Source organism: Pseudomonas sp. GWSMS-1 (assembly GCF_049847425.1).
Taxonomy (GTDB): domain Bacteria; phylum Pseudomonadota; class Gammaproteobacteria; order Pseudomonadales; family Pseudomonadaceae; genus Aquipseudomonas.
Map to the genome: position 1 here is coordinate 2,065,848 of NZ_JBMHHV010000005.1, position 23,714 is coordinate 2,089,561.

Sequence of the window (23,714 nt, forward strand, 5' to 3'; positions counted from 1 at the left end):
CTGGATTGGCTTTTTTACCTGCAAAAACTCTTTTATAAACACCTTGTGCACGCTCAACTTGCTCACGGGTCGGCTTTACCCTGACCGACTCATAGCCAACCAACTTACCGCTTTCAACAACCGGGGTCACATAAGCGCTCACCCAATAGTAGTCACCATTCTTACAGCGATTTTTTACAATCCCCATCCAGCTTTTGCCGGCTTTTAAATAGTTCCACATCACAGCAAACACTGCCGCCGGCATATCGGGGTGACGCACTAGACTGTGTGGACTGCCCAGCAGTTCAGCTTCTGAATAACCGCTTATCTTTATAAATTCTTTATTGCAGTAGGTTATTTTCCCGGAAATATCAGTCGCTGATATCAAACGCTGGTCGCCTGAAAACGTTTGCTCGATATTTGTGATATTTCTATTACTGCGCATAAATTATTTCCTGAGACGGCACGTGGCCGCGGCATACCAATATAAGTCGTGAACACACAGCTATTTTTAACCACAGCGCATCAGATCAATGCACAGGTTTGTAACCCCTAATCTTTCCGAACAATTGCCAGTGCACCCATGGTGAATACTCGTAAAGTGGAATTCGTCCTTGGATTAGATCGATATTTCGCCATGGTTTATTAACCACAGGCACACACCCGCACCAGCAACGGCGCAATCCGTGTGCTAGGCACTTAGTGGGATCAAGGAAGTCCATGTCGAGATCAAGTCACTGACACCCTGCTGCGGGTCAAACAGCTTCATAGGGGTAAAGCAACGGATCGCAGCAATGGCTGGCAGCCTGGTGAAAGGCCCAAAACAGCCGGCAATCGCACTAAGAGCTCTAGACCTAGGCGGTGAAGCAAGGGCCCGATAAGCCTGCGGCGTGTCACCTGCAGCCTTGGACTAGCGCAAGCCTCAGGACCATTAGCGCAGAGGGTAGAAGCTGAACGCCGGCTGCTGCGCCCAGCACTCAAACGGGCAGATAGCCCGAAACAATTGTATACAAAATCACCCAAAAAGCACACAGAGCATGTGGACATACTGGAGCGGCGCCATGGTATTGATAAAAACTATTAATATCAATAAGTTATAGATATGAGAAAGCCATCTATTTGTTTCTAAGTTTAGTGACCGTTAAACGGTACACGGGGCTTAGTGCGCAATGGATCCAGCAGCCCTGACAAGCCGTTGTGATCAATTTCCTGCATCAGCGCCAACAATCGGCCGATTTCACCCTGGGGGAAACCTTCGCGGGCGAACCAATTAAGGTAATTGCCGGGAAGGTCGGCGAGTAAGCGGCCTTTGTATTTGCCGAAGGGCATTTCACGGGTTACCAGCAACAGCAGATCTTCGGGCTTCATCAGGCACTCGCGAGGTGGTATGTACGCACTCTGGTTGGGTGCGCATCAGGCCGTAAATTATGCCGTTCGGCTTAGACCCAGGCCAGCGCCTACGCCAGTGGCGCAAACTCGGGTAAGCTGCGCGCCCGTGTTTCTCGACCCAAGGTTTGCTTCAGCATGATTATCAAGGCACTGCGCATCGGCCTCGGCCAGTTGATCATCTTCCTCGACTGGATCAGCCGCCCAGCCAAACTCAAACGTACGCCAGAGGCTCAAACGGCGGTTGAACAAAGCGCCGCCAATCTGGCGTTGTATCAATTCCACGCCTGCCCGTTCTGCGTAAAAACCCGCCGCACCCTGCACAAACTCAATGTACCGGTTGCCCTGCGTGACGCGAAGAACGACGCCCAAGCGCGCAGCGACCTGGAACAGCAAGGCGGCAAGATCAAGGTGCCGTGCCTGCGCATCGAAGAGAACGGCCAGAGCACCTGGCTGTACGAGTCTAAGGCAATCATTGCCTACCTCAACGAGCGCTTCGCCGCCGCCTGATCAAGCAATCGGGGCCGCAACGGCCCCGATTAATCCGTTAAGGCTGCACAGCCTGCAACTCGATTGCAACGAACTGGCTGCCCTGCTGCTGCGCAACAAAACTCACCTTGTCGCCCACCTTGAGCCCTTCCAGCTGGGCCGCGTCTTGCACCTTGAACACCATGGTCATCGGCGGCATGCCCAAGTTGGCCAGCGGGCCGTGGCGCAACGTTACCTTTTGGTTGACCGTATCGATCTTGCGTACTTCACCCTGACTGGTGGCCACCGCACTGCTGATGGCAGGCGTGCCCGCTTGCTCACTGGCCATGACGGGGCCGGCCAGAAGGCTGGTCAGGGCAATAACACTGAGTAGGTTTTTCATCGTCAATCCTCTTGCTTGGTTAAGGGGTTATTGAGCCAATACGCGAATTTTGCCGACCATGCCGGCCTGGTAATGCCCGGCGATCAGGCAGGCGAAATCAAACTCGCCGGCACGGTTGAAGGTCCAGATGATTTCCCCGCCCTGGCCCGGCCCAACGTGGGCCATATAGGGCTCGTCGTGCTGCATACCGGGAAATTTGGCCATCATCGCGGCGTGCGCATCCAGATCAGTCTGAGTGCCGAGCACAAACTCGTGCATTAACTGGCCCGCGTTACGGTGCACAAAGCGGATGGTTTCGCCTTGTTTGATCTGCAACTGATCAGGGCTAAAGCGCATCTGATCGCTCATGCCAATCTCGATGGTGCGCGTGACCTGTTCACGATCGCCGGCAATGCCCCAGGGCTTTTGCTCTTTAACCACCATCATGTCGTGCTGCATACCATGCTCTTCGCTGTGAGCCAGTACAGCGCCACTGGCCAGCACGCCAATCAGGGCCAGCGCTAAGGGCAAACGTTTTATCTGCTTCATTAATCTACGTCCTCTTAATTACGAATTTGACTGGGCCGGCTTCAACTACGACGAAGCACGCCGCGCTCGCGGCTAAAGCGGTACGCCGCCCGGCCACGCCCACAAACTTTTGCGCCTCAATGCTCAGCATGGCTACCGGGCTTACGCACCTGTACTTCAACCGGCTCAGCGAGCGGCTGTTTAAGCGGCATCGACTGCCCGCCAGCCGCGTTTGAGCGTGTCGGTTTGGCGACTTCGCCTGTCCACTCATACGCCACGCTGCCGGCGGGGTGTTTGAACCAGCCAGGGTCGCGGTAATCCCCCGCAGGCTGGTCCTTGCGTACTTTGAGCATGGTGAACATGCCGCCCATTTCCACCGAACCGAAGGGACCGTCGCCGGTCATCATCGGCGCGGTATTGGCCGGTAGCGGCATCTGCATTTCCGCCATGTCGGCCATGCCGCGTTCACCCATCACCATGTAGTCGGGGATGATTTTGGCGATCTTGCGCGTCATTTCACTCTGGTCCACACCGATCAGTGTCGGCACGTCATGACCCATGGCATTCATGGTGTGGTGGCTCTTGTGGCAGTGGAACGCCCAGTCGCCCTCCTCATTAGCGAGGAACTCGACTTGGCGCATCTGCCCCACCGCGATGTCAGTGGTGACCTCAGGCCAACGCGACCCCACAGGTGTCGGCCCACCATCAGTGCCCGTCACCTCAAACTCGTGACCATGCAGGTGAATCGGATGGTTGGTCATGGTCAGGTTGCCGACCCGCAAACGCACGCGGTCGTTCTGCCGCACCACCAGCGGGTCAATACCGGGGAAGATGCGGCTGTTGAAGGTCCATAGGTTGAAGTTGAGCATGGTCATGATCTTCGGCGTGTAAGCGCCCGGCTCGATGTCATAGGCATTGAGCAGAAAGCAAAAGTCACGATCCACTTCGCTGATCAGTGGGTGATGCCCCTTCGGGTGGGTGACCCAAAAACCCATCATGCCCATGGCCATCTGGGTCATTTCGTCGGCATGCGGGTGGTACATAAAGGTGCCAGGGCGGCGTGCTTCGAACTCGTACACGAAGGTTTTACCCACCGGAATCGCTGGCTGGGTCAAACCCGATACGCCGTCCATGCCATTGGGCAAGCGCTGGCCATGCCAGTGGATGCTGGTGTGCTCGGGCAACTTGTTGGTGACGAAGATGCGCACTCGGTCGCCCTCCACCACCTCAATGGTTGGCCCCGGCGACTGGCCGTTGTAGCCCCATAAATGGGCCTTGTAGCCGGGTGCCAACTCGCGTTCCACCGGCTCGGCGACCAAGTGGAACTCCTTGACGCCGTTGTTCATCCGCCAGGGCAGCGTCCAGCCGTTTAGGGTGACCACTGGGTTGTAAGGCCGACCGTTTTGCGGTTGCAGCGGCGGCATGGTGTCGGCACTGTTTTGCGACACTGCCTCGGGAATGCCAGCCAGGGATACCCGGCTGACCGCAGAAGTGGCGACAGCCGCGGTAATAGCGCTAGCACCGAGGAAAAAATCACGTCGTGAAACCATGGGAATAAGTCCTTGATCAGTGCCCAGCGGGCTCGTCGGCAACGGCAGTGGCCGCCACAGTGGAGGGCAAGCTCGGCGCACCCTGCATGGCCATCTGCAAATCTGCGTTGGCGATCCAGAAGTCGCGCTGCGCCTGCAGGTAACCATCGACCGAGAGGATCTGCTTGCGCGCATCAGCCAGTAGCTCAAAGGTGCTGATAAACATGCCGTTGTACTGCAGGACGTTTTCCTCGGCGATGCGCGCACGCAGCGGTAGCACCTCGTCGCGGTAATGCCGGGCAATATCATGACTGGCCTGGTAACCCAGGTAGGCCTCGCGCACCTGGGAACGGGCATTGATCGCCGTCTCGGCAGCGCGGTTGAGCACCTGCCGGTACTGCGCCTCGGCCTTAGCCACCTCGGCCCCACTCCAGTCGAATAGCGGCAACTCGACGCTGATCTCATAGCCGCGCTGAGTCGGCTCCTGATTGGAGCGGTTATTCACCAGGCCTAGTTCCAGCACATTGATAAAGCGTGTGGTCTTGCTCAGCCCCAAGTTGCTGGCCATGCGCTCGGCATCCAGACGCACGGCCTGGATATCCAAGCGCTGACTCATGGCCAGGCGCTCAACATCGGGCAATGGCTCGGCCGTTGCTGGCAATTGCGGCAGGCGCTCAGGTAAGCGGAAGTCGAGCTGCTCACCCCACAAACCGAGCAAGCGGGTTAACTGCTCGCGCGTCTGCACCCGCGCCTGCTCGGCCCGGATCAGGTTAAGCCCGGCATCGGCATAGAAGCTTTGCTCCTGCGCTTGCTGCAGCAGGCTGTAATTGCCCACTGCCGCCAAGCGCCGCGCCAGTTCGGCACCCGCCTCAGCGGAGTCCATCACCTGCTGCATAAAGCCCAGGCTTTCCTGCGCAGCCACTGCGCGGTACCAGGCCTTGCGCGTTTGCGTGGCCAACTCGAACAGCGCCAAGCTGGTCTGGCGTTGCATCTGTTCGAAGCGTTTGGCTTCCATACCCGAGGTCAGCGGCATGGCAATCAAACGTGCCAGGTTGATATGCAACCCGCGCTCGTACTCCACCTCGCTGCCTTTTTCCAAGCGCCCGAAGGAGAAGCCAGGGTTAGGGATACGCCCGGCCTGCACCCGCTCCGCTTCGCTGATCCCCAGCGCATCAAAACTCGCCTGCAGGCCACGGTTATTCAACAAGGCAACCTGCACCGCCGCATCCACGCTAAGCGGCTGAGCAAGTAACTCACTCACCCGTTCGTCTACCTGGCTGCGTTGCTCGGGTGTTTTCACCCACGTCACCTGTTTGTCCAGTTGCTGGCCTGCCTGCTCGACTGCAGTGAAGCCACCATCCGGGGTAAAGCTGGCGCAACCACCGAGCAGCACAACAACGGCGCACAGCCCAGCCCGCACACCCCGTGAGAAATCACTCATGGGACATTCCTCCATGCTGGCTATGCGGGTTGGTCGCCGCTGGCTCAGCAGATGGCATGGCCGCGTTATCCGCAGGTTGCTCCCAAGGCTCCTGCGCATAGGTACGCCAGCCGCCGATGCGACCAACCAGTTCATTGGCCTCAGACCAGTCACTCAGCGGTGGCTCACTAAACCCCTGATAGGCCTTGAGCGGTGATTGATAGTGCAAGGCCGGCGTGGCGGCCTCGCTATCGAGCGGGTCGGGCAGTTCGGCCCAACTGCGCAGAGGCAGCATCAGCAACGCCAGGCAGATCAGCACCGGCCGGCGAAATAAGGGAAAACGCATCATCAAATACTCTCGCGTGCAGCGGCGCGCCTGCGCAGCACAGGCGAACACCGGCAAATAGCTCAATACGCGTCATGCGGGCCACAGCAGTCGCTACAGCGGGCAGATCAACGCGTGGTTTGGCTTAGGCGAGAAACAGGCGTGGGGGTCTATCGGGGGTTTCGGCGATAAAGCCGACAAACTCTTGCAGGCGCGCCATGGACGGCTCAGCCGCATGCTGCGGCGTACTGGTGACGACAACGGCGCTCAACGCCACCGCACCGACACAAAACGCGCAGAGGCTGCACAAGCTGTTATCGCTGGCGGGCGCAGTATTGCTGGCGCGGTCGCTGGTGTGATGCGCGTTTGTGGCAGAGGCCTCAGTAGCCTGAGCCATCTGCATCGCGCCCGGGTGATGCGCGGCCATTTGCGGCTCAACCTGGCCGGCTGCGCCACTCTGCTGCGAGACCGCACATAACTGCATGCTGATGGCGGCCATGCTCTGCGCCGGGAGGGCGAGCATTAGCATCCAGATCAGGGCAGTACGCAGGGTTTTAGACATGGTGCGAGGTTGTCTTCAGCACAGGTGATGGGCGGATTATCCACCCAATAGGTTATTTGTCTATGCCTGATATGGGCAAACGCCCACACAGCTGGCTATCATCGGGCCATGACCAGCACACCCCCGCTGCGCCAACCCTGCCCGCCCGGCGCCTGCGACTGCGGCCGCGAGCAGCTGTTGGATACATTAGGCAACGACTTGCGCATCCTGCTGCTCACCCGCGCAGAAGAAAAGCGCCTGCTTGAGCGGCTGGAAAACCTTGAGAGCCTGAGCGACCTGGAAAAGATGCAACGGCGCCTGCACGAACAACTCGGCATCCACCTGACCGTTGCACCGGGCCTTAATGAAGTGCGCAGCATGCGCGGTATCGGCATCCATATCGCCGAGCTGCCAGGCCTGTGCCGCAAAACCCGCCAGGCCATCCCCACCGCCATCCGCCGCGGCCTGGAAAAACGCCCTGAAATTGCCTACAGCCTGCTCAACGCCCACGACCTGTTTCGCGATATTTAAGCGCCTGCGCAAGAGCAAGGCAGCGGTGGCCCGTGCAGCTGTTTGTAGCCGACGGCTCAGCGCCGCTGCCGGCCTTATCTTTAAGCGCGGGCGCCTGGGGTGCTGCGAGCGTTCTTCTGCTGCAGGATCATCGATGCTTCGTTATAGGCATGCTGGAAGGTGTTGCCGCCGATCCACTCGACTGCCGTGTCTTCGTCTTCATCATGGAAGATCCCGCGATAGGTGATCAGCAGGCCCATCATAAAGTCGGTGGCGGCGTCTTCCGCTTCCTCTGCGACCACCAACTCCAACACCGGGTATTGCAGGAACACCAAGCACATCGCCAGCAGGCTGATGCCTTCGGCGGCTTTCATCGTTTGGAACAAATCGTCGAAGTGCGCTGGGTCGAAGCCGTTCTCTTCGATGTCTTTGAAGTCGAAGGTGCTCAGGTCGATTTCGACATCATCGAACGGCTCGTTGATCAACGGATTGGCCAGCAGCGGATGCACCACATGGGCTTTGGACTGGCCCGAACGGTTCTGTTTAGCCTTGGCTTTAGCCCGCCGGGCGCGTTTTTGCTGTTTATCTGGGGAAGCCATGGAGGCGAGTTCCTTGTCCGGTGCAGCCATTGTGATGGCCCGGGATAATCGGGCGCACATTGTATTCAATCTTGGCGGCGTTCGACGGCCCAAGGGCACAGATTTATTTTCCCCGCGCTAAACGTCCGCGTTCGAGCCAAAGCGCCGCAGGCGAAGTGCGGCGGTTCAAGCCAGTGCGGCCATGGCAAACGCGGGGACTACACGTGAACAGAGCGCTGGGCGGCAGCACAGTTGCGCCGGCATCGATCAATCGTTGGCTTTTCGCGAGCCGAATGTGCGGGCGTAGACGCAAGTGAACTCTGCGCCAATCAGCAGGATCTGCGCTGAAAAGTACACCCAGAGCAGCACCACCACTAGCGAGCCCGCCGCACCAAAGCCTGATGCAACGTCGCTGCGGCCGATGTAAGCGCCGATCACCACCTTGCCCACGGTGAAGAGTAACGCCGCCAGCAATGCGCCGAGCCACACATCGGACGCCAGCACACGCGGGCGCGGCATGATCTTGTAGATCAGGCCGAACATCAGCGCCACCAGCAGGAAGCCACCGAGCGCATTGCCGAGCTCCACCACGGTCTGCCAGCTGCCCAGCACCGGCTCCAGTTGCCGGCCCACGGCAGCCAGCAGCGCACTGGTGACCAGCGACACAATGAGCAGGAAGCCCAGCGCGAGAACCATGCCGAACGCCATCAGGCGGGCGCGCACAAGCGAGAACCAACCCGTCTTGCGCAGCCCCTCCGGCACCCGCCAAATCCGGTCGAGCGCGTTCTGCAGTTCGGCAAACACGGTGGTCGCACCAACAAACAGCAGCACCAGCCCCACGGCGGTGGCCGTCAGCCCCTCAGCGGGCTCGCGCACGCTGACCAGCAGGCTCTGCACCGCGCCCGCGCTGCGCTCACCCATCAGGTTCTGCAACTGCGCTTGGATCTCACCGCGAGCGGCGTCTTCACCGAACAGCAACCCAGCCATCAAAATCACCACCAACAGCAGCGGCGCCAGCGAGAATATTGTGTAGTAGGCCAGCGCGGCGCCCATGCTTGGCACATAGTCGTCGAGCCAGGAACTCGCGACCTGCTTAGTCAGCCCCCACCATGCGGCGGGTCGGCCGGACAGCGTCACAGGCGCTCGCTATTGAGTAGGGTGTCAGCGGTCTTCATGTCGATTCCTTCGCGGGTGTCTGCCGCGCCCTACAGCCGCTGCCCAGACGGGCCGGCAGCCAGCACGCATGAGCAAACGCCAATCACAAGCAGCCTGCCCAGTGCGCGTGCGCGGGTCTGTACGACAGCGCACACTCGACTGTTCGCTAACGCACCGTGCAATACGTGCAGACCGCGATAGGCTGAACGAATGAACAGCACACACGCTCATTTTCCGCCAGCAACCCCGCACAGCCGGTCTACAGGCAGCTTGCACCTGCCCTTGCGACCATGAAGCCGGACAGCTTGGTACGGGACGACGAACTGCGCGAACCGACGGCTGCCGAGCACGCCGGCGACTTGGTGCTGCGCCCGTTTCAGCTGTTCGCACAACGGCAAGCGTCCGGTGGCTTGGTCCTACTGGGCTGCGCCATCCTGGCACTGGCCTGGGCCAACTCGCCGTGGGCATCGGCGTACGAGCAGTTGCTGCACGCGCCGCTGAGCATTGCCCTCGGCAATCAGGTGTTGCGCCTGGACCTGCAGCATTGGGTCAACGACGGCCTGATGGCGATCTTTTTCTTCGGCGTCGGGCTTGAAATCAAACGTGAGTTTCTTGTCGGTGAATTGGCCGAACGCCGCAAGGCCATGTTGCCCATCGTCGCCGCCGTGGGCGGCATGGTGCTGCCGGCACTGATCTATGCCGGGTTCAATTTCGATGGCCCGGGCGCCAAGGGCTGGGGCATTCCGATGGCCACCGACATCGCCTTTGCCCTCGGGGCGCTGGCCGTACTGGGCTCGCGCATCCCTGAAGCCCTGAAGGTTTTTCTAGTCGCACTGGCCATCGTCGATGACCTCGGCGCACTGTTGGTCATTGCGATTTTCTACACTGCCTCGATCGATTGGCGCGGCATCGCCGTGATCGTAGCCGTGCTGCTCGCGCTGGGGGTGGCCAACCGCTTTGGGGCCCGCCGGGGCGCGATCTATCTGTTGCTCGGGCTGGGGCTGTGGGCCGGTTTTTTCATGTCCGGGCTGCATGCGACGCTGGCCGGCGTGTTAACGGCGTTGTTTGTGCCGGCGCGGGTGAAAATCCTGCCGAGTGCATTGCCGGAGGTCATTCACCGCGGCGCCGACGACATCGAAGCCAAGTCCCTCGATAACGACTCCGACGCGCTGCATCCCGATCGGGTCGCGATCATCGGCGCGCTCGACGGCAGCCTCAATGCAGCCACCGCACCGCTGCAGCGTTTCGAGCACGGGGTTCAGCCTTGGGTCACCTACGCCATCCTGCCGATTTTTGGTTTGTTTAATGCGGGGGTGGCCATCGACGCCACGGTGTTGCGCACGCTACCCACCGCTGTGCCCCTAGGCATCATGGTCGGGCTGGTACTCGGCAAATCGCTCGGCATCAGCCTGGCCAGCTGGCTAGCAGTGAAGACCGGGCTGGCCGAACTGCCCGAAGGCTCGACTTGGCGGCAGCTGATTGGCACCGCTTTTCTGGCTGGTATCGGCTTCACCATGGCGCTGTTTATCAGCAGCCTAGCGTTCCATGACAGCCATTTCGAGCGCGAAGCGCAGCTGGCCATCCTGATCGGCTCATTGCTGGCCGCCGCAATCGGCATCAGCATCCTGCTGACAACGAAGGCCGCTAAAACAGCGGATGCGCCGTAAGGGCTGACCTAGCAACGCGCCGACCGGCACCAGCAGTGCAAGGGCGAACGTAATTGATGCTTTCATGCTGGTTTTCCTTTTTGCGTTACGGCCACAGCGGCCCGCTGCGCAGCGAGACGCCGCTGCTTAAACGGGACGTGCGTGGGTGTCGGCACGGCAGTGCATGGCCAAACTCTGCCCACGCCAACCGCTTGAGTCTGTTCGCTGCCACACAAAGCCCTTAGCGGGACGCCCGCACTGGCACAGCGGTTTTGCCTTAGCGCCATCACGGTGTGTGTGCCAACGAACAGACGTCAGCCCCTGTCGGCCAGCACATTGGTTGCATCGCCAACCCGTCACATCCATCAGCGTCGGCGGCTGTCACCTCGCCCCCGCTGACGTCCCTGCCACCCACGGTTCACCCACGCATCCTGTTGATGCGCAGTGGTCGCCATGCCGAAAGGAAGATTCCCCATGCTGCACAGCCAGAAAGACATCGAAAAGTGCGTTATCAGCGCCGCCGACGGCGACATTGGCCAGGTTAAGGACATCTACTTCGACGATCACGCCTGGGCAACCCGCTACCTGATCGTCGACACGGGGAGCTGGTTGGCAGAACGCAAAGTGCTGATCTCGCCTATTTCTATCAACCGCCTCGATTGGGCGCAGAACAAGCTCCACGTCGCGATCACCCAGGAACAAGTCAAACACAGCCCCATCATCGACACCGACAAGCCCGTGTCCCGACAGCATGAGGTGCAGTACATGGGTTACTACGGCTACCCAAATTACTGGGGCGGCACCGGGATGTGGGGCAACGGCATGCTGCCGATGGGCTTGTACCCCGGCTCCGCTGAGCTGCCCGGTGGCAACGTAGCGCTGGAACAGAGCAACGAACAAAGCGCAATGGCCGACCAGGCGAGTCACCGTGACGACGACCCGCACCTGCGCAGTTGCCAGGCGGTCATCGGCTACCACATCCACGCCAGCGATGGCGAAGTGGGCCATGTTGATGGCTTTCTGATTGATGACGAAAGCTGGGCCATCCGCTATCTGATCATCAATACCAGCAACTGGTGGGTCGGGCACAAGGTGCTCATCGCGCCGGAGCAAATCAGTGGCGTGCATTGGCCCGACAGAAGCGTGACCGTGAACCTGAGCCGCGAGGCAGTGAAGGCCGCCCCCGCCTACGACCCAGCAGTCGAGCTAAACCGCTAACGCGAGACGCCCCACGGTTGCCCGGCGACGAAAAAGGACACCCCATGAAAATCGACGCCACTGCATACAAACTCGGCGAAGGCGACGCGGTCGACCTTGGCCTTTGGCCTACCGACGTCAAACCGCTGTGCAAGTCGAAGAAGAAGTACCACAAAGTGCTGCAAGGCCACGTTGATCGCTTAAGCGACCAGCAGCGCATGCTGTACGCGTCTAACCGCCATTCCTTATTACTGGTGTTTCAGGCGATGGACACCGCGGGCAAGGACGGTGCCATCCGCCACGTGATGTCGGGCATCAACCCGCAAGGCTGCCAGGTGTTCAGCTTTCAGCACCCGAGCGCGCGCGAACTCAAACACGACTTCCTTTGGCGCACCACCCGCGACCTGCCTGAGCGTGGGCGCATCGGCATCTTCAACCGCTCGTATTACGAAGAGGTGCTGATCGTGCGCGTGCACAAAAGCCTGCTGCACAGCGAGCACCTGCCCGACCCTGAGCCCGACGAATCGGTGTGGCACGGCCGTTACCGCTCAATCGTTGACCTGGAAAGGCACTTGCACGCCAACGGCACGCGCATCATCAAGGTGTTCCTGCACGTGTCGAAAGAGGAGCAGCGCAAGCGCCTGCTGGCGCGCATTGATGAGCCCGACAAGAACTGGAAGTTCAGCGCGGCCGACATCGCCGAGCGCGAGTACTGGGACGCCTACATGCAAGCCTATGGCCATGCCCTGGGCGCCACCAGTACGGCGGACTCGCCCTGGTTTATCGTGCCGGCCGACAACAAGCACAACGCGCGGCTGATCGTGTCGCAGATCGTCCTCGACGCGCTGCAAGGTCTGCAGTTGAGTTACCCAGCGGTCAGCGCAGCGCGGCGGCAAGAGCTGAAAAAGATTCGCAAACAGCTGGAAAAATAACTACGCGCGGGCATCGATCAACGGCGTTAGCCAGCAGAAGTTCGCGCACTGTTTAATCCGGGGGCCTGAGCGAATGCCTCGGCAAGATAATCGATCATCATCCGCACCTTGGCGGGCGGACGACGGTCCTGCGGATAAACGGCATAAACCCCACCCAGGGCATACGGCGGATGATCGAGTGGCAGGGCAATCAGTTGGCCGTGTTTTAGCGCTTCGGCCACGATAAAGTCCGGCTGATAAATCACCCCCTGGCCAGCCACCGCAGCGGCCAGCAGCACGTCGCCATTATTGGCAGCAAGATCCCCCCTGATCGCCACGCGCACACTGCCATCGTGACCAAACGCCCATTCTTTGCCCCCGGCCCAGGACGACAGGGTGTAGCCCAGGCAATTATGTTGGGCCAGCTCGGCCACTCGCCGGGGCACGCCGTGGTCGTCGAGATAACCAGGCGCGGCACAGACCAACATCGCGCAATCACCCAACTTGCGTGCCCGCAGCGGGCTGTCGGCCAATCGGCCGATACGAACCGCCAGGTCCCAACCGCCATCAACCAGGTCCACCCTGCTGTCAGTCAGCCCCAGCTCGATATTCAGCGCCGGATGTCGACGGTTGAAGGCCGGCAGCAGCGGCGCGATAAACCGACTCCCGAACGACAACGGCAGACTCATGCGCAGCAAGCCGCGGGCCTCGATTCGTTGCGAGGCGACGCTGGCTTCGGCTTCGTCGATCTCGGGCAAAATGCGCAAGCAAGCCTCCAGATAATCACCGCCGGCCTCGGTCAAACTCAGGCGGCGCGTGGTCCGGTGGAGCAGCTTGACCCCCAGGTGGTCTTCTAGGGCATCCACATGCTTGGTGGCCATCGCCGGCGATATACCCATCTGCCGGCCCGCCGCAGAAAAGCTGCCGGCGCTGACCGTCCGAACGAAGATGCGCATGCCAGTGACACGGTCGAGCATATTGATTTCCTCCTATTAGCAGGAAGTGAACGCATTATTTGATGGATTATCAATGTAAATGATTCAAGCGATACTGCCGGCACCCAATTTCACCGTGCGGTAAGCGACCATGATCACTCGCAGCAATACCCGGATGCCGACGCTGTTCGTCCCCCATGGTGCGGGGCCTTGCTTCTTTATGGACTGGAGCCCGCCCACCGCATGGAACCGCATGGCCGATTTTCTGAAAAACCTGGCCGCCACCCTACCCGCGCGCCCTACGGCCATCGTGCTGGTCTCGGCTCACTGGCTGGAGCCGACATTTAGCGTGACCAGCGGCGCACAACCGGCGCTGATCTACGACTACCACGGCTTCCCTGAGCACACCTACGAGCTGACTTACCCGGCCCCCGGTGCGCCCCAACTGGCAGCGCGCATCAGTGCGCTGCTCGGCCAGGCGCACCTACCCGCGCAACAGCACCCCACGCGGGGCTTCGATCACGGCATGTTCATCCCGCTGAAGCTGATGTTCCCAGGCGCCGACATTCCCGTGGTGCAACTGTCCCTGCGCCATGACTTAGACCCGCAAGCCCATCTGCACGCCGGACGCGCGCTGGCCTCGTTGCGCGACGAAGGCGTGCTGATCGTCGGCAGCGGCATGAGCTTCCATAACATGCGCGGTTATGGCGACCCACGTTTCGGGCCGATTTCCGAGACGTTCGACCGTTGGCTGGTCCAGGCCGTCGAGTCCGCGCCGCTGCAACGCGAGCAAGCCCTGGTCGACTGGGCGCAAGCGCCCTCGGCGCGGCTATGCCATCCGCCGCGTGCCGAGGAGCACCTCCTGCCGCTGATGCTGGCGACAGGTGCGGCAGGTGACGACGCCGGCCACTGCATCTTCACCGACCACGTGATGGAAACCGCGCTGTCGGCCTTCCGTTTTGGCTAGTTACAACAGGAGTTGTGCATGATCATCAACCTTTCCGGCAAAACCGCGATTGTCACCGGCTCCACCGGGGGCATCGGCCTGGCCATTGCCAAAGGGCTGGCCGAGGCTGGCGCGAGCGTCGTCATATGCGGCCGCCAGCAGGACCACGTCGATGCAGCGCTGACCCAGTTACACCTCACCCAGGCCGGCGCTCAAGCGCGCGGTGTGGTCGCCGACCTCGGCACCGCAGTGGGCTGCCAAGCGCTGATCAGTGCCGAGCCACAGGCCGACATTCTGGTAAACAATTTGGGTGTCTACGGCGCCAAGGCGTTCTTCGATATCAGCGACGCGGACTGGGAAGAGATCTTCCAGATCAACGTGCTGAGCGGCGTGCGTCTAGCCCGCCACTACGCACAGGGCATGCAAGCGCGCGGCTGGGGGCGGATTCAGTTCATCTCCAGCGAGTCCGCGCTAAACATTCCCAGTGAAATGGTCCACTACGGCGTCAGCAAGGCCGCCCTGCAAGGCCTGTCGCGCGGACTGGCCAAGGTATTGGCCGGTAGCGGCGTGACCGTCAACACCATCCTCCCGGGACCAACCCGTACCGAGGGCGCTATCGCCTTTATCGAAAATATGGCGCGCGAGCGCGGCGTGTCGGCGACAGAAATGGAAGCATTGTTCCTCGTCGAAAATCGCCCTTCGAGCCTGATCCGCCGCTTTGCCAGCCCCGAGGAAGTCGCCAACCTCTGCGTCTATGCCGCCTCGCCACAGGCCAGCGCGACGACGGGGTCGGCCTTGCGGGTCGAGGGCGGTATCGTCGAAAGCATTGCCTGACATCCCCTTGCCTTCGTCGCGCAGCAGCCGACGAGGGCGAACGCAGAGGAGCGTTAGCATGTTGATTGCTACTGCACAGATCACCACCGATAACCCGCAACGACTTATCACCCGCCTGTGCAAGCACTGGGGCCACAAGTTCCCGGTCAGCTTCGATGAACAGCGCGGTGAGATTCAGCTTGGCCTGAGGCCCTGTGTGCTTGAAGCCCAGCAAGACAGCTTGCACGTGCGCGTGCAGGCCGCTGACAACGAGCAACTTCTGCGCCTGCAAACAATCGTCAGTGAGCATTTACAACGCATGGCGGCCGCGCCGTTGCCCGAATTTATCTGGGACCGGCAGGCGTCGTGACCTTTACCCGTAGTACAAGGAGAGCAACATGAATGATTCAGCCCAGCGTTATGGCGGTATTTCTCGGCTTCTGCATTGGGCCATGGCCCTGTTGATCGGCTGGCAACTTCTCAAACTGGGCGACCGCATTAACGACGGTGAACATTGGGTCGGCCAGACCCTGGTGCCCTGGCATGTTTCCATCGGCAGCCTGATGCTGATACTGATCGTAGTGCGCCTGCTTTGGGCGCTGAGCCAGCGGCAACAACGCCCGCAGCCTGTCGGCCCGACCGCGCTGCTGGTCAAAGCAGGCCATGGCCTGCTCTATGCCAGCATGCTGCTAATGCCCCTCACCGGCCTTTGTGTGATGCTCGGCAACGGTTACGGCATAAAGGTCTTTGGCGTACAACTGCTCGCCAAAACCGGCCTGAAAACCGACTGGCTGATCAGCCTCGGCAACCTGCACTCGCCATTGGCTTGGCTGTTGCTGGCGCTGGTAGTGGGCCATATAGGTGCGGCGCTGTTTCACCACTTCATCAAGAAGGATGACACGCTAAAGCGCATGGTCGGCTAAGTCAGCCAAAGCGCTTTTTGCGGCGCAGATAGCGGTTCAGTAATTGGATAGCTGAGTGATATTGAGCGTTTGGGGTAAACCTACGCGCTCACTATCAACAGCGGCTGAAGTGAACCCAGAACGTGTAAACGCCCCAATAAACCCTTGCGTTGGTTTGCGAGAATCTCATCGTTAGGGACGCCCATAAAACGGTGAGCGCAGCGGTCAAAGTACCTTGCTTGCTGAAAGCCTCGACGACTACGTAGCGCTACCAGCGCCGGTACGCGTGGTCGATATCTTCGTCAACGAACTCGACCTAGCCACGCTATTCGCGACGTCTGCCGTCAGTTGGTTTTGCTCTGCCAGCCGTTAGGTGGATTAGCGAAAATCTGCTCGCCATTGATGACAGCGAATTCAAGACGGTGAGTAACCGCTCCACGGGGCACTCCCGCTTGCTGTGCGACCTGTGCAAGCGAATACCATCACGAGAAATACGTCCCCCCCCCCCCCACAGCGTCGCGCACTCTCTTTCATGTTTTTGCTGCTTCAGCCGCAGTCTTTCTGGCCATATTCGGTTCGCTCTTACGACTTTGGCGGGGTGCGCCCGATCGCCCGCTCGATATTGTGTTTGCACGCCAGCAGCGCCTGTTGGAATGGTTCGCTGCGCGACACCATGCGCGTAGAGGGGGCGACTATGGCAATGGTGTAGCGCCCCAGGTAGGTATCCAGCAACACGGCAAAGGAACACAGCCCCTCAATGTACTCGCCCCGGTCAACCGCGAGCCCGCATGCCTTGATCTCCACCAGTTGCTCAAACAGCGCCTCGCGCGTCAGGGTCAAGGGGGTGAACACGGGTAAGGGATCGGGGAGTAAGGCGCGCACCGCCTCTTCGCTTAACTCGGCCAGCAATAGCTTGCCACTGGCGGTGGCGGTCGCTGGCGCGTTGATGCCGATGGGGAAGACCACGCGCAATTCGCGCTCGGCAACGATGCGATCCAGAACATAGGTTTTATCGCCGGCCAGCGAAGACAGGCAAGTCGACTCCTGGAGCTGTTCCGAAAGCGCGATCAGATGGGGCCTGACCAGCGAAATGATGTCTGTTTGCGCCTGGTTGATCAGCTGCCCGAGCGCTGGGCCAAGACGAAAGCCGCCGCCAGGACCCAGCGCTTCGACGAGCAGCTCCTCTTCCAGTGCATTGATGATGCGCTGCACCGTCGAGCGCGGCAGGTCAACAACCTGAGCGATGGCGGCGAGGCTCAAACCTTGCGGATGGTTGCCCAGTGCTCGCATCACGGCAGCCGCTCGGGCAATCACTTGAATGCCGACGTGCTTGCCGCCTTCGCTGGCTTGGTCTGTTTGCGTCATGGGGTCCTCTCTTATCTGTGCCTACGCGCCATGCGTGCCGCCGCCATTGTCCAGCGGACCTGCCGTAGATGCCAGCCACAACGCTGACCGGCAGCCCGTCTGCCACACCAATACTGAACGGTAAGGACGTGGGCGCTCGCCCCAGCCATTTTTACCTTGATTGAATTTAACCGCATAGTGATACACTAAACCATATTGCGATACATGACCTTTGTACGTTCCAAGGAGATAAACAGGTGAAACACTCAAAAGCACTGCGTGCGCGGCAGATACTTCCCCTGACGACCCTGCTGCTGTTAGTCGGCTGCTCGGAAGGGGAGCCGGTGGCGAGTGCCCCGCCAGCGCCTGAGGTTGGCGTGTATACCCTGCAGGCAAAGCCGCTGACCCTGACGACTGATTTACCGGGCAGAACCTCGGCCTACCGTATCGCCGAGGTCCGCCCGCAAGTCTCAGGTATCGTGCAGCAGCGCCTGTTCACCGAAGGCTCCGAGGTCAAGAAAGGCCAACAGCTCTACCAGATCGACCCACGCACCTATGAGGCGGTGTTGTCTCGGGCAGAGGCCAACCTGGTCACTGCCCAGAACCTGGCCAGGCGCTACGAGCGCCTACTCAAAACCAACGCGGTCAGCCGCCAGCAGTACGATGACGCCCTAGCAGCCTGGAAGCAGGCTCAGGCCGTGGCTCAGGTGGCGCGCATCGACGTGCAGTACACCAAGGTGCTGGCGCCGATTTCCGGACGCATCGGTCGCTCTGCGGTCACCGAGGGCGCACTGGTAACCAATAGCCAGGCTCAGGAACTGTCCACCGTCACCCAACTCGATCCGATCTACGTCGACGTCAACCAGCCGGTCACCAAGCTGCTGGAGTTGCGCCGCGCGTTGGAGTCCGGCCGTTTGCAGCGTTCCGGCGAAGACCAGGCACAGGTCAGCCTGACGCTAGACGACGGCAGCGCTTACCCATTGCCGGGACCCTGAAGTTCTCCGAGGTCAGTGTTGCCCCCACCACAGGTTCGGTGACCCTGCGCGCCGAGTTCCCCAACCCGGATCGCAAGCTGCTGCCCGGCATGTTTGTGCATGCGCTGCTCAAGGAAGGTACCCAGCAGGACGCGATTCTGGTGCCGCAGCAGGCGGTGAGCCGTGATACGCGTGGCGTACCCAGTGTCTGGGTGGTCAAGCCGGACAACAGCGTCGAGCGCCGTGAAGTCGACACCCTGCGCACGGTTGGCAACGCCTGGTTGATTGGCAAGGGCGTCGCCGACGGCGAACGCGTGATTACTGAAGGCACCCAGCGCGCTCGCAACGGCATCACGGTCAAGCCGGTGGAGGCGACGAACGTCGAGCTGGTTGCCGAGTTCGGCCCGAAATCCACTGCCGCGGCCAACTGAGGAGCTAGAGGTTCATGTCCCGTTTTTTTATTGACCGGCCGATCTTCGCCTGGGTGCTGGCCATCGTCGCCATGCTCGCCGGTGCGTTGTCGCTGGTAAAGATGCCCATTAGCCAGTACCCAAATATCGCCGCCCCGGCGGTAGCCATCGCGGCCAACTACCCCGGCGCCTCGGCGCAGACGGTGCAAGACACCGTGGTCCAGGTCATCGAGCAGCAGCTCAGCGGCCTCGACGGCTTCCTCTACATGTCCGCCGAAAGCAGTTCCGACGGTAGCATGAGCATCATCGTGACCTTCGCGCAGGGCACGGATCCGGACATCGCCCAGGTCCAGGTGCAGAACAAACTACAGTTGGCGACGCCCAGGTTGCCGGAGGAAGTGCAACGCCAAGGCCTACGGGTAGTGAAGTACCAGAAGAACTTCTTCCTGATCATCGGCCTGTTGGACAACACCGGCAAGATGGACAACTTCGACCTTGGCAACCTGATCTCTGCGCAGCTGCAGGATCCGATTTCGCGCATCAATGGCGTGGGCGATTTCCTAGTGTTCGGCTCGCCGAATGCCATGCGCATCTGGCTCGACCCGGCCAAACTCAACAGCTATCAGCTGACCCCAGGCGATGTGGCTGCGGCTATTCGTGAGCAGAACGTCCAGGTGTCGTCTGGCCAGCTCGGCGGCCTGCCGACCCGTCGCGGTGTGCAACTCAACGCCACCGTACTGGGCAAGACCCGCATGACCACGGCGGCAGAGTTCGAGGAAGTGCTCATCAAGGTTAAGGCAGATGGTGCGCAGGTTCGCGTCAAGGACGTAGCCCGCGTTGAGCTGGGCGCCGACAACTTCTCCATTTCCAGCAATTACAACGGCACGCCCTCTGCCGGTCTGGCCTTACGCTTGGCCAGCGGCGGTAACCTGCTGGAAACCGTGGCCGCGGTGAAAGCCGTGATGGAGCAACAGAAAGCCTATCTGCCGGAAGGCGTCGAGGTGCTCTATCCCTACGACACCACGCCGGTGGTGGAGGCCTCGATCAGCTCAGTGGTCGCCACCATCGTGGAAGCCGTTGTGCTGGTGTTCCTGGTGATGTTCCTGTTCCTGCAGAATTTCCGCGCCACACTTATTCCGACTCTGGCGGTGCCCGTTGTGCTGCTTGGCGCCTTCGCCTTGCTGCCTTACTTCGGCATCAGCATCAACGTGTTGACCATGTACGCCATGGTGCTGGCCATCGGCCTGCTGGTGGACGACGCCATTGTGGTGGTGGAAAACGTCGAGCGCCTGATGCACGAAGAAGCGCTGTCGCCACTGGAAGCCACACGCAAATCCATGGGGCAGATATCCGGCGCGCTGATCGGCATTGGCATGGTGCTGTCGGCGGTGTTCGTGCCGATGGCGTTCTTCGGCGGTTCGGCGGGCATCATCTATAAGCAGTTCGCCGTCACCATCGTGATTTGCATGGGCCTATCGGTGCTGGTTGCGCTGATTTTCACCCCGGCGCTGTGTGCCACGCTTCTCAAAGCGCCCAAGGGCGATGCCCATCACGAGAAAAAAGGCTTCTTCGGCTGGTTCAACCGTACCTTCGACCGCGGTACAGCGCGTTTCGAGCGCCGCGTTGGCGGCATGCTCAAGCACCGCGGACGCTACCTGCTGGCCTTCGCCCTGATCACCGCCGGTACGGGCTACCTGTTCAGCCAAATTCCCAAGGCATTTTTGCCCAATGAAGACCAGGGCTTGATGATGGTCGAGGTGCGTATGCCGGCGAACGCGTCTGCCGAACGCACCGAAGCGGTACTGACGGAGGTTAAGGAGTACCTGCTGGAAGATGAAGCCGAATTGGTGAACTCGGCATTGACCGTCAACGGCTTCAACTTCGCAGGTCGCGGTCAGAACTCGGGGCTGGGCCTGGTCATGCTCAAGGACTGGAGCGAACGTGGCGCTGAGGGCCAGGATGTGTTCAGCATGGCTGAGCGTGCCAACAAGCGCTTTGCGCAAATCAAGGACGCTACGGTGATGGCCTTTGTGCCACCGGCGATCCTGGAAATGGGCAACGCCATGGGCTTCAACCTCTACCTACAGGACAGTGCGAGCCTTGGCCACGAGGCGCTGATGGAAGCGCGTAATCATTTCCTACAGCTGGCCAACGAGCATCCGAAGCTGCGCGCGGTGCGGCCCAACGGCAAGGACGACGAGCCACAGTTCCAGGTCAACATTAACGATGAGAAAGCGCGGGCGCTGCAGGTCAGCATCGCGGCGATCAACGAAACCATGACCGCGGCATGGGGCTCGATGTACGTCAACGACTTCATCGACGCTGGACGGGTTAAGCGCGTCTACATCCAAGGCGAAGATACGGCGCGCATCTCGCCGGAAGACTTCGACAAGTGGTACGTGCGCAATGCCCTTGGCGAGATGGTGCCCTTCTCGGCCTTCGCCAGCGGCGAGTGGGTGTTCGGTTCGCCCAAGCTGGAACGCTACGGCGGCATTTCCTCGGTGGAGATCCTCGGCGAGCCGTTGCCCGGTTACAGCACCGGCGACGCGATGATCGCCATTGCCGAGATCATGCAGCAGCTGCCAGCGGGCATCGGCTTGAGTTATACCGGCCTGTCGTACGAGGAAATTCAGACTGGCGACCAGGCACCCATGCTCTACGCCTTGACCGTGCTGATCGTGTTCCTCTGCCTGGCCGCCCTCTACGAGAGCTGGTCGGTGCCAGTCTCGGTGATGTTGGTGGTGCCACTGGGCATCCTCGGTGCGGTGATCGCCACCCTGGGACGAGACCTGAACGCTGACGTGTATTTTCAGATCGGCCTGATGACCACCGTCGGTCTGGCGGCGAAGAATGCGATCCTGATCATCGAATTCGCCAAGGAGCTTTACGAGAAGCAAGGCATGCCGCTGGCCCAAGCCGCCGTCGAAGCCGCCAAGCTGCGTTTGCGGCCGATCATCATGACATCCCTGGCCTTCACCTTCGGCGTGCTGCCGATGGCACTCGCCACGGGCGCCGGTGCAGGCAGCCAGCACTCGGTCGCCACCGGCGTGGTCGGCGGGATGATCACCGCCACTGTGCTTGCGGTATTCTTCGTACCGCTGTTCTACGTGGTGGTGGTCAAACTGTTCGAGGGCTTCAAGAAGGCGCCAGCGGTTACCAAAGGAGAATCCGTATGAGACTCAAGCCGCTGACGCTCGCGGTAGCCCTGGTGCTGGGCGGCTGCAGCATGATTCCCGACTATGAACGCCCCGAGGCGCCCATTGCGGGCGATTGGCCGCAAGGTGCAGCCTATGAAACGGTCAAGGGGAGCGGCAGCAGTGCCGCCGAACTGAGCTGGCAGGCGTTCTTCCGCGACCCGGCGTTACGCCAGTTGATCGGCCTGGCGTTGGACAACAACCGCGACCTGCGCCAGGCCGCGCTTAACGTCGAGGCCTATCGAGCGTTGCACCGCATCCAGCGCTCCGAGCTGTTGCCAACTATCGACGCCGGTGCCGGCGGTCAGCGCCAGCGCCTGCCGGCGGATCTGTCGCCGACCGGCGCGGCGGGAATCCAGAGCCAGTACCAGGCGTCGCTTGGTGTCGCCTACGAGCTGGACGTCTTCGGCCGCATCCGCAGCCTCAGCCGTGCCGCGCTGGAGGAATACCTGGCCACCGCAGAGGTGCAGCGCAGTGTGCACATCGCCCTGGTCAGCGATGTGGCCACCGCCTACTTCAGCTGGCGCAGCAACCAGACCCAACTGGAGCTGACCGAGGCCACCCTGGAAAGCTACCGGAAGAGCCTGAGACTGATCACATCCAGTGCCGAAGTGGGCACCGCCTCCGAGCTGGACGTACGTCAGGCACGTACCTTGGTCGATCAGGCGCGGACACAGAAGGCGCTGTTCACCCGGCTTATCGCCGAAGATGGCAACGCCCTGCGCCTGCTGCTCGGCAGCGACATCCCAACGGACCGGCCCGAGAGCGGTAAGCCCGACATGGCGCTGCTTGCCGGATTCCCCGCCGGCCTGCCGGCAGACCTGCTGTTGCGCCGGCCGGATATCCGCGCAGCCGAACACCGCCTGCTGGCCGCCAACGCCAACATTGGCGCGGCGCGGGCGGCGTTCTTCCCCAGCATCAGCCTGACGGGCGCCGCCGGGACTGCCAGCAGTGAGTTGGACGGCCTGTTCGAAGGCGGCTCCGGCCTGTGGAGCTTTGCGCCACGGATCAACATCCCGCTCTTCAGCGCCGGGCGGCACAAAGCCAATCTGGACTACGCCGAGGTGCTCAAGGACATCAACGTCGCCCGGTACGAGAAGAGCATCCAGGTCGCCTTCCGCGAGGTCGCAGACGGCTTGGCGGCGCGCGGCACGTTCGGCGAGCAGGTACAGGCACAGAGTGATCTGGTCGACAACAACCAGGCTTACTACCAACTGGCCCGCCAGCGTTACGACGAGGGCGTGGACACCTACTTCACCGTGCTTGATGCGCAGCGCGAACTCTTCGCCTCCCAACGCCAACTGCTCAGTGACCACTTGCTTCAGCTGAACCGGGAAATCCAACTGTACAAAGCCCTTGGTGGTGGTTGGAGCCCGAACGATACGGTCGCCACTGCCTACTGATTGGACACCGCCCCATTCTGGCGATTGTGAATCGGTCCGGGTTGGAGTGCTGTTAGTGCATCAGCACTTGTTGATGCACTAACAGCCGTTCATCAGCGCAGCGGCAGTGAGATAGAACAAGCCGGTCATTTGATCAGTAATTAATAGCTTGACTAGGCAGATAAAGCCGGTGCACGTAGGTCACGTTGAGCGACCTTCGGTCTTGAAGACGCTGCCGTCGACAGCGCGGCGAATCGAG

Annotated in this window: 22 protein-coding genes and 3 pseudogenes; 13 read left to right on the top strand and 12 right to left on the bottom strand. The window is 60.8% G+C overall.

Going from position 1 to position 23,714, the window contains the following annotated elements; all coding sequences use genetic code 11:
* Positions 1 to 142: 142 nt before the first annotated feature.
* A pseudogene (locus ACEPAJ_RS13220) lies at positions 143 to 424 on the bottom strand (PAS domain-containing protein); the annotation flags it as partial.
* Between the two features lie 686 nt (positions 425 to 1,110).
* The gene (locus ACEPAJ_RS13225; protein WP_322948089.1) at positions 1,111 to 1,347 is read right to left on the bottom strand and encodes a DUF3820 family protein; all 237 of its coding nucleotides are present in this window, start codon (positions 1,345 to 1,347) and stop codon (positions 1,111 to 1,113) included.
* A 156-nt stretch (positions 1,348 to 1,503) separates the two neighbouring features.
* Between ACEPAJ_RS13225 and ACEPAJ_RS13230 the strand changes: the two genes are divergently transcribed.
* Positions 1,504 to 1,875, top strand: a complete 372-nt coding sequence (locus tag ACEPAJ_RS13230; RefSeq protein WP_425915264.1) for a glutaredoxin family protein — start codon at positions 1,504 to 1,506, stop codon at positions 1,873 to 1,875.
* Positions 1,876 to 1,912: 37 nt separating this feature from the next.
* On the opposite strand, the gene ACEPAJ_RS13235 is transcribed toward ACEPAJ_RS13230, so the two are convergent.
* The 6 genes from ACEPAJ_RS13235 to ACEPAJ_RS13260 form a co-directional block, all read right to left on the bottom strand.
* Positions 1,913 to 2,236, bottom strand: a complete 324-nt coding sequence (locus ACEPAJ_RS13235) for a copper-binding protein (protein ID WP_425915266.1) — start codon at positions 2,234 to 2,236, stop codon at positions 1,913 to 1,915.
* Positions 2,237 to 2,263: 27 nt separating this feature from the next.
* Positions 2,264 to 2,764: a cupredoxin domain-containing protein gene (locus ACEPAJ_RS13240; RefSeq protein ID WP_425915268.1), complete on the bottom strand. Its 501-nt coding sequence runs from the start codon at positions 2,762 to 2,764 to the stop codon at positions 2,264 to 2,266.
* A 116-nt stretch (positions 2,765 to 2,880) separates the two neighbouring features.
* On the bottom strand, positions 2,881 to 4,293 hold the full coding sequence (locus ACEPAJ_RS13245; RefSeq protein WP_425915270.1) for a multicopper oxidase family protein: 1,413 nt from the start codon (positions 4,291 to 4,293) through the stop codon (positions 2,881 to 2,883).
* Between the two features lie 16 nt (positions 4,294 to 4,309).
* Positions 4,310 to 5,713: a TolC family protein gene (locus tag ACEPAJ_RS13250; protein WP_425915272.1), complete on the bottom strand. Its 1,404-nt coding sequence runs from the start codon at positions 5,711 to 5,713 to the stop codon at positions 4,310 to 4,312.
* On the bottom strand, positions 5,706 to 6,041 hold the full coding sequence (locus ACEPAJ_RS13255) for a hypothetical protein (protein ID WP_425915274.1): 336 nt from the start codon (positions 6,039 to 6,041) through the stop codon (positions 5,706 to 5,708). The genes ACEPAJ_RS13250 and ACEPAJ_RS13255 overlap by 8 nt, the downstream gene beginning before the upstream one ends.
* Positions 6,042 to 6,162: 121 nt before the next feature.
* The gene (locus ACEPAJ_RS13260; RefSeq protein WP_425915276.1) at positions 6,163 to 6,579 is read right to left on the bottom strand and encodes a hypothetical protein; all 417 of its coding nucleotides are present in this window, start codon (positions 6,577 to 6,579) and stop codon (positions 6,163 to 6,165) included.
* Between the two features lie 108 nt (positions 6,580 to 6,687).
* On the opposite strand from ACEPAJ_RS13260, the gene ACEPAJ_RS13265 reads away from it, so the two are divergent.
* Positions 6,688 to 7,089: a hypothetical protein gene (locus ACEPAJ_RS13265; protein WP_425915278.1), complete on the top strand. Its 402-nt coding sequence runs from the start codon at positions 6,688 to 6,690 to the stop codon at positions 7,087 to 7,089.
* 80 nt (positions 7,090 to 7,169) lie between these two features.
* On the opposite strand, the gene ACEPAJ_RS13270 is transcribed toward ACEPAJ_RS13265, so the two are convergent.
* Together ACEPAJ_RS13270 and ACEPAJ_RS13275 are read right to left on the bottom strand one after the other, a co-directional pair.
* The gene (locus ACEPAJ_RS13270; RefSeq protein ID WP_425915280.1) at positions 7,170 to 7,667 is read right to left on the bottom strand and encodes a hypothetical protein; all 498 of its coding nucleotides are present in this window, start codon (positions 7,665 to 7,667) and stop codon (positions 7,170 to 7,172) included.
* A 246-nt stretch (positions 7,668 to 7,913) separates the two neighbouring features.
* Positions 7,914 to 8,783, bottom strand: a complete 870-nt coding sequence (locus ACEPAJ_RS13275) for a YihY/virulence factor BrkB family protein (protein WP_425915282.1) — start codon at positions 8,781 to 8,783, stop codon at positions 7,914 to 7,916.
* A gap of 308 nt (positions 8,784 to 9,091) precedes the next feature.
* On the opposite strand from ACEPAJ_RS13275, the gene nhaA reads away from it, so the two are divergent.
* From nhaA to ACEPAJ_RS13290, 3 genes are all read left to right on the top strand, one after another.
* Entirely contained in the window at positions 9,092 to 10,468 is a 1,377-nt protein-coding gene (gene nhaA / locus ACEPAJ_RS13280; RefSeq protein WP_425915284.1) for a Na+/H+ antiporter NhaA, read from the top strand.
* A gap of 453 nt (positions 10,469 to 10,921) precedes the next feature.
* Complete coding sequence (locus tag ACEPAJ_RS13285; RefSeq protein ID WP_425915286.1) at positions 10,922 to 11,665, top strand: PRC-barrel domain-containing protein; 744 nt, start codon at positions 10,922 to 10,924, stop codon at positions 11,663 to 11,665.
* Between the two features lie 44 nt (positions 11,666 to 11,709).
* The gene (locus ACEPAJ_RS13290) at positions 11,710 to 12,576 is read left to right on the top strand and encodes an ADP-polyphosphate phosphotransferase (protein WP_425915288.1); all 867 of its coding nucleotides are present in this window, start codon (positions 11,710 to 11,712) and stop codon (positions 12,574 to 12,576) included.
* A gap of 26 nt (positions 12,577 to 12,602) precedes the next feature.
* Here the strand turns inward: ACEPAJ_RS13290 and ACEPAJ_RS13295 are convergent, their stop codons facing one another.
* Positions 12,603 to 13,532, bottom strand: a complete 930-nt coding sequence (locus tag ACEPAJ_RS13295; RefSeq protein ID WP_425915290.1) for a LysR family transcriptional regulator — start codon at positions 13,530 to 13,532, stop codon at positions 12,603 to 12,605.
* Positions 13,533 to 13,641: 109 nt separating this feature from the next.
* Here ACEPAJ_RS13295 and ACEPAJ_RS13300 point away from each other — a divergent pair, with 109 nt between their 5' ends.
* The 5 genes and pseudogenes from ACEPAJ_RS13300 to ACEPAJ_RS13320 form a co-directional block, all read left to right on the top strand.
* Positions 13,642 to 14,457: a DODA-type extradiol aromatic ring-opening family dioxygenase gene (locus ACEPAJ_RS13300; protein WP_425915292.1), complete on the top strand. Its 816-nt coding sequence runs from the start codon at positions 13,642 to 13,644 to the stop codon at positions 14,455 to 14,457.
* Between the two features lie 18 nt (positions 14,458 to 14,475).
* Positions 14,476 to 15,270, top strand: a complete 795-nt coding sequence (locus ACEPAJ_RS13305; protein ID WP_425915294.1) for an SDR family NAD(P)-dependent oxidoreductase — start codon at positions 14,476 to 14,478, stop codon at positions 15,268 to 15,270.
* A 58-nt stretch (positions 15,271 to 15,328) separates the two neighbouring features.
* Entirely contained in the window at positions 15,329 to 15,619 is a 291-nt protein-coding gene (locus ACEPAJ_RS13310) for a DUF2218 domain-containing protein (RefSeq protein ID WP_425915296.1), read from the top strand.
* A gap of 28 nt (positions 15,620 to 15,647) precedes the next feature.
* On the top strand, positions 15,648 to 16,172 hold the full coding sequence (locus ACEPAJ_RS13315; RefSeq protein WP_425915298.1) for a cytochrome b: 525 nt from the start codon (positions 15,648 to 15,650) through the stop codon (positions 16,170 to 16,172).
* A 214-nt stretch (positions 16,173 to 16,386) separates the two neighbouring features.
* Positions 16,387 to 16,479: pseudogene (locus ACEPAJ_RS13320) on the top strand (hypothetical protein); the annotation flags it as partial.
* Positions 16,480 to 16,733: 254 nt separating this feature from the next.
* Here the strand turns inward: ACEPAJ_RS13320 and ACEPAJ_RS13325 are convergent.
* Positions 16,734 to 17,516: an IclR family transcriptional regulator gene (locus ACEPAJ_RS13325; RefSeq protein ID WP_425915300.1), complete on the bottom strand. Its 783-nt coding sequence runs from the start codon at positions 17,514 to 17,516 to the stop codon at positions 16,734 to 16,736.
* Positions 17,517 to 17,752: 236 nt separating this feature from the next.
* Here ACEPAJ_RS13325 and ACEPAJ_RS13330 point away from each other — a divergent pair.
* From ACEPAJ_RS13330 to ACEPAJ_RS13340, 3 genes and pseudogenes are all read left to right on the top strand, one after another.
* Positions 17,753 to 18,900 (top strand): annotated as a pseudogene (locus ACEPAJ_RS13330) (efflux RND transporter periplasmic adaptor subunit).
* Between the two features lie 14 nt (positions 18,901 to 18,914).
* Positions 18,915 to 22,055 carry an efflux RND transporter permease subunit gene (locus ACEPAJ_RS13335; RefSeq protein WP_425915302.1) on the top strand — a complete coding sequence of 1,047 codons (3,141 nt, stop codon included), beginning with the start codon at positions 18,915 to 18,917 and terminating at the stop codon, positions 22,053 to 22,055.
* Positions 22,052 to 23,476 (top strand): efflux transporter outer membrane subunit, encoded by a 1,425-nt coding sequence (locus ACEPAJ_RS13340; RefSeq protein WP_425915304.1) that lies wholly within the window; start codon positions 22,052 to 22,054, stop codon positions 23,474 to 23,476. Before ACEPAJ_RS13335 ends, ACEPAJ_RS13340 begins: the two co-directional genes overlap by 4 nt.
* Positions 23,477 to 23,714 lie beyond the last annotated feature (238 nt).

What these genes read in the sequence shown, in the direction of transcription:
- ACEPAJ_RS13225 (WP_322948089.1), bottom strand. Translation starts at nt 1,347, where the DNA reads ATGAAGCCCGAAGATCTGCTGTTGCTGGTAACCCGTGAAATGCCCTTC.
- ACEPAJ_RS13230 (WP_425915264.1), top strand. Translation starts at nt 1,504, where the DNA reads ATGATTATCAAGGCACTGCGCATCGGCCTCGGCCAGTTGATCATCTTC.
- ACEPAJ_RS13235 (WP_425915266.1), bottom strand. Translation starts at nt 2,236, where the DNA reads ATGAAAAACCTACTCAGTGTTATTGCCCTGACCAGCCTTCTGGCCGGC.
- ACEPAJ_RS13240 (WP_425915268.1), bottom strand. Translation starts at nt 2,764, where the DNA reads ATGAAGCAGATAAAACGTTTGCCCTTAGCGCTGGCCCTGATTGGCGTG.
- ACEPAJ_RS13245 (WP_425915270.1), bottom strand. Translation starts at nt 4,293, where the DNA reads ATGGTTTCACGACGTGATTTTTTCCTCGGTGCTAGCGCTATTACCGCG.
- ACEPAJ_RS13250 (WP_425915272.1), bottom strand. Translation starts at nt 5,713, where the DNA reads ATGAGTGATTTCTCACGGGGTGTGCGGGCTGGGCTGTGCGCCGTTGTT.
- ACEPAJ_RS13255 (WP_425915274.1), bottom strand. Translation starts at nt 6,041, where the DNA reads ATGATGCGTTTTCCCTTATTTCGCCGGCCGGTGCTGATCTGCCTGGCG.
- ACEPAJ_RS13260 (WP_425915276.1), bottom strand. Translation starts at nt 6,579, where the DNA reads ATGTCTAAAACCCTGCGTACTGCCCTGATCTGGATGCTAATGCTCGCC.
- ACEPAJ_RS13265 (WP_425915278.1), top strand. Translation starts at nt 6,688, where the DNA reads ATGACCAGCACACCCCCGCTGCGCCAACCCTGCCCGCCCGGCGCCTGC.
- ACEPAJ_RS13270 (WP_425915280.1), bottom strand. Translation starts at nt 7,667, where the DNA reads ATGGCTTCCCCAGATAAACAGCAAAAACGCGCCCGGCGGGCTAAAGCC.
- nhaA (WP_425915284.1), top strand. Translation starts at nt 9,092, where the DNA reads ATGAAGCCGGACAGCTTGGTACGGGACGACGAACTGCGCGAACCGACG.
- ACEPAJ_RS13285 (WP_425915286.1), top strand. Translation starts at nt 10,922, where the DNA reads ATGCTGCACAGCCAGAAAGACATCGAAAAGTGCGTTATCAGCGCCGCC.
- ACEPAJ_RS13290 (WP_425915288.1), top strand. Translation starts at nt 11,710, where the DNA reads ATGAAAATCGACGCCACTGCATACAAACTCGGCGAAGGCGACGCGGTC.
- ACEPAJ_RS13295 (WP_425915290.1), bottom strand. Translation starts at nt 13,532, where the DNA reads ATGCTCGACCGTGTCACTGGCATGCGCATCTTCGTTCGGACGGTCAGC.
- ACEPAJ_RS13300 (WP_425915292.1), top strand. Translation starts at nt 13,642, where the DNA reads ATGATCACTCGCAGCAATACCCGGATGCCGACGCTGTTCGTCCCCCAT.
- ACEPAJ_RS13305 (WP_425915294.1), top strand. Translation starts at nt 14,476, where the DNA reads ATGATCATCAACCTTTCCGGCAAAACCGCGATTGTCACCGGCTCCACC.
- ACEPAJ_RS13310 (WP_425915296.1), top strand. Translation starts at nt 15,329, where the DNA reads ATGTTGATTGCTACTGCACAGATCACCACCGATAACCCGCAACGACTT.
- ACEPAJ_RS13315 (WP_425915298.1), top strand. Translation starts at nt 15,648, where the DNA reads ATGAATGATTCAGCCCAGCGTTATGGCGGTATTTCTCGGCTTCTGCAT.
- ACEPAJ_RS13325 (WP_425915300.1), bottom strand. Translation starts at nt 17,516, where the DNA reads ATGACGCAAACAGACCAAGCCAGCGAAGGCGGCAAGCACGTCGGCATT.
- ACEPAJ_RS13335 (WP_425915302.1), top strand. Translation starts at nt 18,915, where the DNA reads ATGTCCCGTTTTTTTATTGACCGGCCGATCTTCGCCTGGGTGCTGGCC.
- ACEPAJ_RS13340 (WP_425915304.1), top strand. Translation starts at nt 22,052, where the DNA reads ATGAGACTCAAGCCGCTGACGCTCGCGGTAGCCCTGGTGCTGGGCGGC.